Annotated in this window: 9 protein-coding genes; 4 read left to right on the plus strand and 5 right to left on the minus strand. The window is 40.9% G+C overall.

Annotated features, from left to right (window positions below; all coding sequences use genetic code 11):
- Positions 1-392: 392 nt before the first annotated feature.
- Positions 393-1,142, plus strand: a complete 750-nt coding sequence (locus tag AOB57_RS11700) for a Nif3-like dinuclear metal center hexameric protein (RefSeq protein WP_054298778.1) — start codon at positions 393-395, stop codon at positions 1,140-1,142.
- Between the two features lie 275 nt (positions 1,143-1,417).
- The gene (locus AOB57_RS11705) at positions 1,418-1,654 is read left to right on the plus strand and encodes a hypothetical protein (protein ID WP_054298779.1); all 237 of its coding nucleotides are present in this window, start codon (positions 1,418-1,420) and stop codon (positions 1,652-1,654) included.
- 307 nt (positions 1,655-1,961) lie between these two features.
- On the opposite strand, the gene AOB57_RS11710 is transcribed toward AOB57_RS11705, so the two are convergent.
- Positions 1,962-2,288, minus strand: coding sequence for a hypothetical protein (locus tag AOB57_RS11710; RefSeq protein WP_054298780.1), 327 nt, complete (start codon positions 2,286-2,288; stop codon positions 1,962-1,964).
- A 434-nt stretch (positions 2,289-2,722) separates the two neighbouring features.
- On the opposite strand from AOB57_RS11710, the gene AOB57_RS11715 reads away from it, so the two are divergent.
- Together AOB57_RS11715 and thiI are read left to right on the plus strand one after the other, a co-directional pair.
- A complete protein-coding gene (locus AOB57_RS11715) occupies positions 2,723-6,046 on the plus strand; it encodes a tetratricopeptide repeat protein (RefSeq protein WP_226999487.1) in 3,324 nt (1,107 codons plus the stop codon).
- 390 nt (positions 6,047-6,436) lie between these two features.
- The gene (gene thiI / locus AOB57_RS11720) at positions 6,437-7,651 is read left to right on the plus strand and encodes a tRNA uracil 4-sulfurtransferase ThiI (protein ID WP_054298796.1); all 1,215 of its coding nucleotides are present in this window, start codon (positions 6,437-6,439) and stop codon (positions 7,649-7,651) included.
- 171 nt (positions 7,652-7,822) lie between these two features.
- Here the strand turns inward: thiI and AOB57_RS11725 are convergent, their stop codons facing one another.
- The 4 genes from AOB57_RS11725 to AOB57_RS11740 all read right to left on the minus strand — a co-directional run bounded on the left by AOB57_RS11725 (position 7,823) and on the right by AOB57_RS11740 (position 12,618).
- Complete coding sequence (locus AOB57_RS11725) at positions 7,823-8,212, minus strand: response regulator (protein ID WP_054298797.1); 390 nt, start codon at positions 8,210-8,212, stop codon at positions 7,823-7,825.
- Between the two features lie 1,511 nt (positions 8,213-9,723).
- Positions 9,724-11,379, minus strand: a complete 1,656-nt coding sequence (locus tag AOB57_RS11730; RefSeq protein WP_054298782.1) for an AMP-binding protein — start codon at positions 11,377-11,379, stop codon at positions 9,724-9,726.
- Between the two features lie 99 nt (positions 11,380-11,478).
- Entirely contained in the window at positions 11,479-11,922 is a 444-nt protein-coding gene (locus AOB57_RS11735; protein ID WP_054298783.1) for an acyl-CoA thioesterase, read from the minus strand.
- 117 nt (positions 11,923-12,039) lie between these two features.
- Positions 12,040-12,618, minus strand: coding sequence for a helix-turn-helix domain-containing protein (locus AOB57_RS11740; protein ID WP_054298784.1), 579 nt, complete (start codon positions 12,616-12,618; stop codon positions 12,040-12,042).
- Between the last annotated feature and the right edge of the window lie 333 nt (positions 12,619-12,951).

Consider the following 12,951-nt stretch of genomic DNA (forward strand, 5'->3'; position numbering starts at 1 on the left):
ATTTTTAAATCGCCTTTATTTTGTGATTCTAATTCTGTAGTTTTATTGAAGTCCAGGTTCATTTTATAGTTTGTAATTTACTGATAGTTTGTAACTTATTGATAGTTTGTAATTTGCTGATAGTTCGCAATTTACTGATCTATGTTGTTAGATTTACATTGTTAAATTCTAAAGCAGTTTTTTAACAGATTTTGTCTTAACTTTGTAAATTGTGACTCTATAAACTATCTTAATATCAGGTATTTTAATTTTTTGTAGAGTTTAGAATCTTAATAAACTTCTAATATAAGAGATGTTATCATTTCAAAGCTACATACCCTGGCAAGATAGAATTGGAAATTTTCAAATGCTATCAAGAGGTAACAGCTTCAGACTTATATCGGAGGTGTTTTATGAAACTTGTAAAAGTCGTGGAGATTCTCGAAAAAATTGCACCACCCGAACTTGCCGATGAATTTGATGAAGGCAGGATCGGGCTAATTCTCAATCTGGATAATGACATAAAAAGGGTTGCGGTCTCCCTTGATGCCACCTTTCATGTACTTGAGAAAGCTGCAGAAATGAAAGCAGATCTGCTGGTTACCCACCATACTCTTATCTTCCATCCTGTAAACAAAATTTCAAATCCTCTGGCGAAATGCCTGAAGCTTGCTCTTGAGAATGAAATATCCCTTTACAGCATGCACACAAATTACGATAGGGCTGAAGGAGGCATCAACGATGTGCTTGCCTCAAAGCTCGGACTCAGGAATATCAAAACTGTGGAGATAGGCAGGATAGGGGAGATCGAACCATGCTCCCAGGCCGAACTTGCATCCCGTGTCTCTGAAGTCCTTAAAACTCCTGTAATGTATGCCGGAGAAAAAGAAAAGATAAAACGGGTTATGGTCGTTGGAGGCAGCGGGTTCTCAACCGAATTCCTTGAAATTGCCAGGGTAAGTGGAGTTGATGCTTTCATATCTTCCGAACTTAAGCATAATATTCTCCGTACTTATGGAGATCTCTGCCTGATTGACGCCACTCACTATGCTACGGAGAATCCAGGCATGGAGGCCCTGTGTTCCCGGCTGAGTGAAGTTCCCGGTCTCGAGGTGAAATTTATTGAACAGCCGTCGGGACTCAAGGTTATTGATAAATCTTGAAGCACCTTCCGGGGATCCAATCCTGAGAAGACGCATCTGAGAAACTGGAATTAAAGCAAAACCCTAGTTAAAATAAACCCTATTAAAAATAAACTCTAATTAAAATTAGTTCTATTAAACTCTATTAAAATAAACTCTAATTAAAATAAGTTCCGTTTAGAATAGGCTTCCGTTTAAAACGAGTTTAGTTTGAGATCATCTAACAGTAAGTTATGTAAAAGTATATGTGAGATAAAACATGTTTTTACCCTGGGTCAACGCACGGGTGATTTGATATGACAGAGAAAAAAAATTGCAGCAGGCTGGAAACAGAAGAAGGGGATCAGAATGGACAGGAAATAGAGGAAATGGATAGAAGTAAACACAAAATTGAGGAAAAGGATCAAAACAAACTCGAAGAATATACAGAGGATTCCCTGGAATTAATGCTTGAAGAACAGTTAAGAAGCCAGGTTCGTTCGGATTATCGCCGCAGCCTGGGCAATGAAAATCGTAGAAGGTATATGGAATGATCTCCTGGTGGGTCTTATCCTGTCATTGAGGAAATCTGCAACTGCGTCTTCCGAAAATCAGTGCGTCAAGCATATCGAATTCAAGAACCGATTCCTTAATTTTTCTTCTTTCTCATAATCTTCACTTACAGGCTTCAGGATATCCAGCTTATCCGCATCCCGAATCTGTTTTGAATAAAAAAGAAGTTCTCTAGAATTTCTTCACATTCGGGAATTTTCATGAGGTTGTGACACTCCACAGTTTTCAGAATTAAAGTTTTCTCTCCAAGGGGAAGACGGGAAAGAACATCTGTATTTGGGAGAATTTTTACTCCAAGTAGAGCGTGGTTTTCAGATTCAGAGTCCTTAAACGTCCTGTATTTTTTAAATGCTCAATGCGGCCCAAATCATGAAACTGGGCTACTGCTTTGGCGAACCTGCAACCATCTTCTCCAGTTTTTTTAGCTCTAACCAGTAAAAGAATATTTTCGCAGATTCTACCAGCCATATGTTTAATTTTCAAATTTACATTTTCCTTTACAAAAGTCTCAGGGGAAGAAAATTGGTCTATATAATCCAAAAACCACTTTCTCAGGATTCCAGGTCTTCTTTCTATGTATGCTGCAATAGGAGTCTCAATGCATAAGATTTCCACATGTTTTCGAAGGTCTAGAGGCTATACTTATACTAATAATTTTATTTCCCTTATTGTACGTTTTTATTTTACTATTTATTATTTCTATAACAATAATATATTGTTGGGTTAAATATAGAAGAGGCCTGAAAATTCTTTTTAAACTGCAAAAATTTTATATGGAGGTACTCCTAAAACTAAGTAACATTACAAGGGAATGGTCATAAACTGGGTAAACTATCTGCGGGAGGGGCAAAAGGAATTTATTTAGTTACTATTATTCTTTGATTGTTCTCGCTTACGCAGTTATTGAACAGTACAGAATAGTAAATAAAATGATAGTGGAAGACTCTTTATGAAAAGTTTCCTTAAGAACTCATTAGAATAAATCGGGGTATTTAATGAGCTCAGTGAAAAAAAATAAATTAATTATTAATTTATTTATTCTCCTTGCTTTGACATTATATTGTTTTTCAGGTTTTTTACCTGTAGCAGGAGCTATTACAAACCAAGGACTGGTTGTAGAAGGGAATGAAAATAAAGGAGCTAAAATTACTCCTGACCTTGATGAGATAATCTCTCAGCGCCCAGCTTCCATAGAGGGCCTTATTGATAAGGGGCATGCATTACATTCTCTTCGAGAATATGATCTCTCTATAGACTGCTATAACGATGCGCTGGATATAGACCCCAATTCATCACTTGCCTGGTATGGAAAAGGGCGTTCTCTGGCTGAACTGGGAGAATATGAAGAAGCAATTAACTGTTATGAGAAGGCTCTTTCGACCTTTCCGGTTTCTTCAGGGAGCTGGTCTGACAAAGGGGATGAACTCTTTAAACTAAAAAAATATGTTGAGGCAATTAACTGTTATGATAAAAGCTTTGCCGCTGACACCTATGTTTCCACTGTCTGGTACCAAAAAGCCCTTGCTTCTGAGAAGATGGGGCTTGATGAGGAAACTCTGGCTTCTTATAATAAATCCATTGAATTGAATTCCAATTCTTCCAGGTCGCTGCAGATGCAGGGAACGGCTTACATCGGACTTGAGCAATATAAAGAAGCAATGGAAGCTTTTGATAGGGCTCTTAATATTACTCCTGACAATTCTGAACTGTGGTACCAGAAAGGAGCAATTCTTGACAAGTTCGGGGATTATGAAGCTGCAGTAGACTGTTATGACAAAGCAATTTCTTTTAATCCTGATATGGTAAACGCCTGGCACAAAAAAGGTATTAACCTTGAAAGGGTGGGAGCATACGAAGAGGCTCTTGCCTGCTATGATTTTGTTCTCCTTTCTGAGCCTGAAAACCTTGATGCCTTGCAGGGAAAGGGTTTATGCCTTGAGAATCTCGGGAGAATTGATGAGGCTTTGAAGTGCTATGATGAGATTTTGACCTATAATCCTGGCAATTCCGAGGCATGGTACAGTAAAGGTTCTTTGCTTAATAAAGCCGGCAAATACGATGCTGCAATAGCCTGTTTTGATAAGGCGCTTAATCCGGATACAGGGATTCAGGTTGAGGAAATCGGAGGTGAACTGCTCGAAAAGCTGAGCGTTTACGAAGCTTCCCTCTCATGTTATTCCGAAACTCCTGAGTTTGAGTCTCCTGTGGTCAAGATCTGGTACGAGAAAGCCCTTTCTCTTGATAAGCTTGGGAAATACGAAACTGCAATTGAATGCTATGATGAGGTCCTTGAGACCGAGCCAGGACATGCTGTCGTCTGGTACATGAAGGGCCTTGACCTTGACAAACTTGGCAGGTATAAAGAGGCCATTGAGTGCTATGACCGGGCCCTAAAACTGGATTCCAGGCATGCTAAAGTATGGTACAAAAAAGGTCTCGATTCTTCAAAGATAAAAGACTATGACAGCGCGGTAAAAAGCTACGATAAAGCTCTTAAAATCGACAAAAACTATACGCTTGCATGGTATGGTAAGGCTTTTGCTCTTGCAAAGCTTGGAGAATACGAAAGCTCGCTCAAGTGCTACAATAAAGTCCTTGATGCCGTTCCAGACAGTGCCGATGTCTGGTACAATAAAGGCCTTGTTCTCGATGAACTCGGAAAACATGCCGAAGCTTCAGATTGTTATAACCAGACACTCCAGATAGACCCCGATTATTCTGCTGCCCGTTTTAAACTGAGTGAAAATCTGGGACAGAGTTCAACAGAAGCTTCAGTGTCTGAATCTGTTAAATATATTAGTATGGATGCGAATCCTGTCCAGGCGCTTTCTGGAGGTTTCTGGTCTTATCTTCTGAATCATAAATATGCAAATTCAAATGATGAATCCGAACTCTCGGAAGATCTTAATTTCTTCAGCCCGGAGTTCGGTTATGACGCGCCATGGTCCGGGAAGGCCGCTATCTACAGTAAACTTGGAATGTATGAAGATGCCCTTACCTGCTACGATATGGTACTGGAAATCAGTCCCTCAAGTTCTGATGCCTGGTATCAAAAGGGTTTGATATTTGAAAGGCTTGATAGAAACGAGAAAGCTGTGGAATGCTACCAGAAAGCCCTGGACCTTGATCCTCAGTCAAGTACGGCCTGGTACGGAATAGCCTCTACTGTAAGTGATCTTGGAAGGCTAGAGGAAGCAATCAGTTACTATGACCAGGTGCTCGCTCTGAACTCCAGCAATTCCGAGGCTCTTCTTGGGAAAGGTATTGCCCTCGCTAACCTGGGCCGGTATGAGGAGGCAGTCTCCTGTTATACCACTCTCTTGGATTCTGAGCCTGAAAATCATGAGGCTCTCAGGAATCGTGCTGTAGCTCTGTCAAAATCTAATAAGTCCGAGGACGCACTGGCGGATTACGATAGAATAATTGAGCTTGAGCCTGATAATACCCAGATCCTGGCTGAGAAAGCTTCTTTATTTGAGGAACTTGGAAGGTATGAGGAAGCTGCTGCATGTTATGAGAGAATGCTTGAAATCTCGCCAGATAACACGGAAATAATTTACAGGCAGGGAAAAGCCCTGGAGAGGAACGGAGACTTTGAGGGAGCAATAGGCTGTTACGACAGGATTCTTGAGCTGAATCCGGGGGATGTGGATGCTTACAACAACAAAGGTTTTGCACTCTACAAATTGGAGAAGTACCAGCTGGCAATTGACTGCTACAACAAAGCACTCGAATACGATCCGGATAATGCTGCAACCCTGTATTTGCAGGGATGTGCTTATCTCACGATAAGCAGCAATAAGGCTGCACTGAATTGTTTTGACAGGGTAGTCCAGCTTAAACCTGACTGTATCACAGCATGGTATAACAAGGGGTTCATCAACAACATGATGGGAAACACTGAGGAGGCAATTTTATGTTACGACAGTGCTCTTGCAATTGACCCGAACTCGCCTTCGACCCTTTACAATAAAAGGTTCGCTCTTTACAACCTTAAGAAGCTAGATGAGGCTGAAGTGTGCAAGGCAAAACTTGATGAGATCGACCCCGGTTTTGTAGATGCCCTGCAAAATAAAGGAACTCGATTCTTCCTTCCTGAAGCTTACGATAGCACTTTGAATTACACGCTGCCCTCAAGATGGTACGGAGGAGAGGAAAACGTATCAGGAAACGTAAGTACGAATATGACCGCAACTCCCCTGTCAGGAGATATCCAGAAATCCTCTGACAATTTGGAAAACAACACCAGCAACTTTACCCAGGAACCTTATGACAATCTGGAAAATAATACCAATAACTATACTCCGGAGCTCAATGAAGATAAGGAAAACCAGAATTCAGGTTACTGGTATGTGCCAGAACCTGATGGGTGAAAAGCAAATACTGACGAAGAATGGCGTATTCCGGAAGCCGGTTGAAGCTTGAACTCCAGAATATTGAAATTCAGAAGCTCAGTGTGCATTACTGCACACTGGCATAATTTTTTCAAACTTTTTCTGCTGCTGTCTGTATTATCATTTCTTTGCTTCTAATTCACTTACTTTTTATTTCCTGCTCATTGACTTTTTTTGCTTCGGGCTCATTTATTTTTATTATTTCTACAAACAAAATTCTTTTTCCTGAAAACTTTAAACTTCATGCCATCCTTATCGTAGGTATCCATGACAGACAATTCCAGTAAATCAGAAGCAAAGACCGAGGCTGATATCTTTACCTCGAGAAAAAGAAAAATCAAGAATATTTCGGAAAGTTATACTGAAAAAATGAAAAAATATAGCCCCAACCCTTCTTCTTCTGGGCATGAAACTCAATCTGACGTAGTCATAATACGCTATGGGGAACTCGCCCTTAAAAGCGCCGGAGTCCGGAACTGGTATGAGAAAATCCTTATGAATAATATTGCGGCAATGCTTGACTCGAGAGGTATTCCATATTCTCAGATACGGCGGGAGTGGGGAAGGATATTTATCGAGACTAAGGACGCCCGCGCGGCTGAAGCTGCTGCTGATGTTTTTGGAGTTGTCTCAACTTCCCCTGCATTGTCAGTAGAGCCTACTCTTGAGAGTGCAGCCGCTGTATGTGCTGCCCTGGCAAAGGACCTGGTTTTAGAAGGGGAGTCTTTTGCCATCAGGGCAAGAAGAAGCGGAACACATTCCTTTTCTTCAACGGACATCGGCAGGACCTGCGGGGATGCTGTCTGGAGCATACTGGAAAAAGAAGGGAAACATCCAAGGGTTAACCTGAGTTCTCCTGATAAGGAAATCTTTGTTGAGATGCGGCAAAATCTGGCTTATGTTTACCTGAGAACGTTTAAAGGAGTCGGTGGGCTTCCTCTTGGCACGCAGGGCAGTATGGTAGTTTTGATGTCAGGTGGGCTTGACTCTCCGGTTGCAGCCTGGCTTATGATGAGGCGCGGAGTTGTGATTATACCTGTCTATTGCAATAATTCTCCTTATGCCGAGAATGCGGCAAGAGAACGTGCTTTTGATTGTATTCGCCAGCTCCAGAAATGGGCTCCCGGACATCAGTTTAAGACTTATGAGATCCCTCATGGTCCGAACCTCCAGGCCTTTATTGACCTCTGCAGCCGGAAAAATACCTGTCTTTTATGCAAACGCATGATGTATCGGGAAGCCTACGAGGTTATGAAAAGAGAGGGTGCAAGCGGAATTATTACCGGCTCTTCCCTTGGACAGGTAGCTTCCCAGACCGCTGCCAACATGTATGCCGAAATCTATCAGCTCGCTATTCCTATTTATCATCCTTTAATTGCCTTTGATAAGACCGAGATTATAGATATTGCCCGCAAAATCGGAACATATGATATCTCCAGTCGGCCCGCAGGCAGTTGCACTGCCGTGCCGGAGCGGCCTGAAATAGAGGCAAACTATGACCTTATTGTGCATGAAGAAAGAAAAATGGACATCGAGACTATGGTTTCCAATGCTATGAAAGCCGCAAAAATCATTAAGTTATAAAATAGGCTCAGATTCTTTTAATTTGATTCTTTTAATTTAATTTTATAATAATATTTAACTTTTTAATAAATGCTAATATCAAGGTATTTCAGGCTTTTTAATCACACTATCAGTTTAAGAGATTTCGAGCTTTGAGAATACCGACGCATGGCATGGAGCTCAAAAGCCTTCTCACTTTCTCTTCATTGACCGGCTTTTAAGAAGAGCAGTTTCTATAATCTCATAGAGATCCTCCTCTTTAAAAGGCTTCGAAATATAACCCTCTGGTTCTGTTGCCTCAGCTCGCTCAAGTGTCTCACAATCCGTGCAGGCAGTAAGGTAGATTACAGGTATTCCGAAGCGTGATTTAATAATCCGGGCAGCTTCAATCCCATCCATGTTTCCTTTTAGCATAATATCCATTAACACGAGGTCAACCTTCTTAAGTTCGGCTTCTTTTATAGCCTCTTCCCCTGAAACTGCAGTACATGGTACGTCATAACCCAGATTTTTCAACTTATTTTTAATATTAAGAGCCACAATAGTCTGGTCTTCAACAACCAGAATTTTTATTCGATCCATTCCTTCACCCGTTTTCATCATTGATCAATTCTTCCATTTTTTCATAAACATAGTCTCTCATAATCCCCTCTAAAATCACGTCTACATGGTTTGATTTTCCCCTCAGTGAATTAACTCAGGACACAAGTCCGGATAAAATCCACCAATAGTATTATAAATCCCCTCTTCTCAGGCTTATGAGTTTGACCACCAAAAATTACACAGTTATTATAGGTTCTTTTTTTATTAATTTTACTGTTGCCCGAATTCTTTCTCGGAAGAACGGTCCGAATTATGTTTTGGGACCAGGAGAATCTTTGATTTTTCTTTTAGTTACGATGTAATCGCAATTTTATGTATTTTTGCCCAGTCCAGTAATTTGTTTTTAACTGGTGCTGTGAAGTATCTTTGAGCCGACTGACATCATGTATCTCTGGATGCAACAGTAATAGCCAGCTGAGTTTAACACCTAAACGCTTCACATGAAATGGTTTCTGTCTCTGCGGTGTTGTGTGCATCAAATAATATTACAAAGGTTTTTTAAAAATGTTAAGGACTCAGGACTCTTTACCTGTCCGGTTTTGCGGCAATCATTGAAAAAAATTATAGAATAAAAACATTATTATGACGAAATAAATCAGTTTTTGTTAGTATTCATACAAATAAAAGTGACTCATCAAAGGACTTAAATAGGATAGCACTGTATTGATTGTTTGAAAGATTTACTAAAGGTCAGGTTGGGGAAAAAACTCAAAAGCTTAACTCTAACAGGCTTAACTCTAAAAAGGAGAAAAATTTGATTATTCATACAATTTACCTGAGTCAATAAGTTATGCTAAAATTTTATATGTATATCGAAGTTAATAAGCGATGCTTGATTTCGCAAGCATGTTTAAGCTGCATAAATAACGTTAAAAGTTATAAGTTATGCTAAACGTCGAATTAAAAAGAGTATTCAGTCAAAAGTTAAAGATTGGTAATTGATTGAGAGTCCCTGTTTGATGACCCCGGACTCTCAATCGATGAAGCCCCCCTTGGAGACTAATCCCATATTTTCCCCACAGTTGCAAGAGAAACAGTGCAGAAATCAATTATTTGAAATTGGTTGTGGTGATTGATTGAGAGCTCCTTCTAGATCCCTGAGCTCTCAATCGATGAAACCCCTGCAAAAAACTCCCCATATGCTATACACAAAAGTACACTATCACGCTTCTCTTACAACTACATCCTTCTAATGCTGAAATTGTATATATAATAAATTACGGCAAATATTCAATTGCCTGCCGTTTTTGAATTACTATGAAGTTTTGGATATAGGAATAATTTACGATATGTTTCGAAAATATAATTAATCCTTAAAATATGCTGGCATCTAATTTTTTAACGGCTTTAAATTTTAAAGCAAAAAAAAATCAATGAATTAAAATTTAGCAAAAAAGTAAACCGGCCTGAAAGGCCGATATGCTGCCTAATGGCTAATTATACTGGTTAGCTGACGTTTTTGATCAATTGTTGCCTTAGCCAGCTGCTTTTTAGTAAGTGGTGTTTTCACTCTGCTTTTTAAGAAGTTCTACAGCCAGCTCCCTGAGTTTGTATTTTTGAATCTTCCCGCTTGCAGTCAGGGGATATTCATCCACGATGAAGACATGCTTGGGAACCTTATAACGGGCGATCTTGCCTATAGCATAATCCCTTATGTCAGCTTCGGTAAGGTCTGCGTCCTTTTCGAGAATTACAAAAGCTCCTACAATTTCTCCGTATTTCTCGTCAGGAATTCCCACAACCTGGACGTCTTTTACTCCGGGTAAGGCGTGAAGGAATTCTTCAATTTCCCTGGGGTAAATGTTTTCACCTCCCCGGATGATCATGTCTTTAATCCTGCCTGTGATCCTGTAATAGCCGTTCTCGTCACAGGTCCCAAGATCCCCGCTGTGCAGCCAGCCATCCTCGTCAATCACTTTTCTCGTTTCTTCAGGCATTTTATAGTAGCCTTTCATTACATTATATCCGCGACAGCAAATTTCTCCAACTGTATTCGGAGGCACAGGTTCATTTGTACTTGGGTCTACTACCCTGACCTCAACTCCAGGGAAATGCTTCCCTACAGTCTCTACTCTGAGTTCGAGAGGATCATCAACTGCGGTCTGAGTGATACCAGGTGAAGCTTCAGTCAGCCCGTACACACTCGTAATCTGATAACAATGCATGTCGTTTACAACCTTTTTCATGGCTTCTATGGGGCAGGTAGAACCAGCCATAATCCCGGTTCTCAGGGAGGAAAGGTCAAACATATCGAACATCGGGTGCGTATACTCTGCAATAAACATTGTAGGCACGCCATTAATAGCGGTACATTTTTCCTTCTGGATTGCCGCAAGCACAAGCAGGGGATCAAAAACTTCGAGCATAACAAGCGTTGCCCTGTGTGTCAGAATCGCCATGACTCCAAGTACGATCCCGAAGCAGTGGAAAAGAGGTACAGGCAGACAGAGACGATCTTCATGAGTGAATTTCTGGCGGTCGCCTATGGAGAGCCCATTATTTAGAATGTTTTTACTGGTAAGCATAACTCCTTTCGGGAAACCCGTAGTTCCTGAGGTGTACTGCATATTTACGACATCATCCGCGGTTACACTTGCTAGGATTTCCCTGAGCTCATCGTCGGGATAGTGACTGCCAAGCAGCATGAGTTCATTGGTATTATACATGCCTCTATGCTTTTCCTGCCCTATGTAAATTACGCTCTTGAGATGCGGGAAATTTTTGCTTTTCAGTCGTCCTCTCTCAGAACTCTTTAGCTCGGGAACCAGTCCATTGATTATTTCAAGATAATCAACATCCCTGAAACCATCGATAAGAGCCAGGGCTTTCATATCGGACTGCTTTAATACGTACTCAACTTCATGGCTTTTGTAGGCAGTATTTACAGTAACAAGTACTGCCCCGATCTTAGCTGTTGCAAACATGAATGTAAGCCAGTCAGGAACGTTTTTTGCCCAGATTCCTACATGATCCCCTTTTTTTATTCCTATAGCTAGCAGCCCTTTTGCAAGGTTATTGACCCTTTCGTTGAACTGCCCATAAGTAAAACGGAGATTCCTATCAGGGTAAATAATAAATTCATGGTCAGGATCTACAGCCACCTGTTTTTCAAAGTACTGACCGAGGGAGTCTTCTATAAGATCCATAATTTCAGCCTCTAACTTGCATTATCTATTTTTTAGAAACCATTAGCTTACGAGCCGAGATATTAAACCTCAAAGCTCGTTTACTGGAGGCAAGTATATTCATATCGAGCAGGGAGAATCCGTATCCATTTCAGTGGTGTCCATTGCAGGGAGCATATGTGCTTTTAGGGTATCTCGGATCGAATCAGGAAGAGGGATTGCTTTCTGGAGCTTGAAGTCATAATAGACCAGCACTGCCTGACCTCTGACCTTAAGCTCTCCATCCTGCCAGGCCTCATGCCCGACAGTAAAGGAGCTGTTTCCGATCTTTGTAATAAAAGTTCTTATTTCCACATCAGACCTGAAATACATCTGGCGTAGAAAATCAAATTCTGTTCTGACAAGAATCAAATGCCACACATCAGGACTGAGATCAAGATCCGGGGAAAAAAGCCGGAATATCGGGTTTCTTCCAATTTCGAACCAGACAGGGAGGACAGTGTTATTTACATGCCCAAGCCCGTCTATGTCCCCAAATCGTGGACTAACAATTGTACTGAACATTTTGGATTACCTTGACTCTGAGATACTTGTACTTAGTTTTTAAATCTATTTTTTAAATCCAGAACTTCTCGCCAGTTAAGCTAAGTTCTTACTTTTTTTCTCTACCTGACTGTAACTTTACAGGGGAGCGTACACTACAGCCAGAATTTTTGCATCCTCTTCTCCTGCTGCGTGAACATCGTGCGGGACAATGGAGTCATAATAGATGCTGTCCCCTGCGTTCAGCCTCTGAACGTCCTTTCCGTAAAAAATCTCGATCTCTCCTGACAGGACATAGATGAATTCCTCTCCTTCGTGAGAAGAGAGCTGGTGGCTCTCGTCGGGGGAAGGGTGGATGTCAATAATAAAAGGTTCCATGTGGCGGTCTGCTTTATCCGAGGCAAGAGAGTAGAATTCAAGAGCACTCTTTTTGGGTTTCTCAGTTTTTCCCGAAAAACGGACTACGTTCTCGGATCGTCCTGCTCTGATAATTACAGGCCCGCTCTGGGGCATATCGTCCAGAAAAGTACCGAGGCGGACGCCTAAAGCCCGGGCAATCTTTAAAAGAGGCGTTAAGGACGGAACCAGGGCTCCATTTTCTAGCTGCTGGATTAATTCCTCGCTGCTCTGACTGGCTTCAGCCAGTTCTTCAACGGTCATTTCCTTGGCTTCTCTAAGCTGGCGTATCTTACTACCGACACGGTTCTCTTCTATCATTATTCGATTTCCTCACAAATTCTCTGGGATAACGGACCCGGCAGAAAAATAAATACCCGAATCCTGTAGATAGCCTTGAAGGCTTATCTCTTTTGCACTACTCTATTATAAAAAATGTACGTTAAAGTACGCTTTTAAATATCTCATGTAATACAAACAACCAGAATAAGAATTATAAAACAGGTAGAAAAGAGATAAATGACGGATAAAAAAGAGATGAAAACAGGTAGAAGAAAGATAATATAATATGAATGGTAAAGGAAGAAGGAATTCAGGAGTTTACTCAAATCGAGGGCTGAACTTAATCCTTTACTCAAAGTGGGATTCTAATGC

Origin of the sequence: Methanosarcina flavescens (assembly GCF_001304615.2) — an archaeon.
Lineage (GTDB): Archaea > Halobacteriota > Methanosarcinia > Methanosarcinales > Methanosarcinaceae > Methanosarcina > Methanosarcina flavescens.

Excerpts from the sequence above, each read along its gene's own strand:
- AOB57_RS11700 (WP_054298778.1), top strand. The coding sequence starts at position 393 with ATGAAACTTGTAAAAGTCGTGGAGATTCTCGAAAAAATTGCACCACCC.
- AOB57_RS11705 (WP_054298779.1), top strand. The coding sequence starts at position 1,418 with ATGACAGAGAAAAAAAATTGCAGCAGGCTGGAAACAGAAGAAGGGGAT.
- thiI (WP_054298796.1), top strand. The coding sequence starts at position 6,437 with ATGAAAAAATATAGCCCCAACCCTTCTTCTTCTGGGCATGAAACTCAA.
- AOB57_RS11725 (WP_054298797.1), bottom strand. The coding sequence starts at position 8,212 with ATGGATCGAATAAAAATTCTGGTTGTTGAAGACCAGACTATTGTGGCT.
- AOB57_RS11730 (WP_054298782.1), bottom strand. The coding sequence starts at position 11,379 with ATGGATCTTATAGAAGACTCCCTCGGTCAGTACTTTGAAAAACAGGTG.
- AOB57_RS11735 (WP_054298783.1), bottom strand. The coding sequence starts at position 11,922 with ATGTTCAGTACAATTGTTAGTCCACGATTTGGGGACATAGACGGGCTT.
- AOB57_RS11740 (WP_054298784.1), bottom strand. The coding sequence starts at position 12,618 with ATGATAGAAGAGAACCGTGTCGGTAGTAAGATACGCCAGCTTAGAGAA.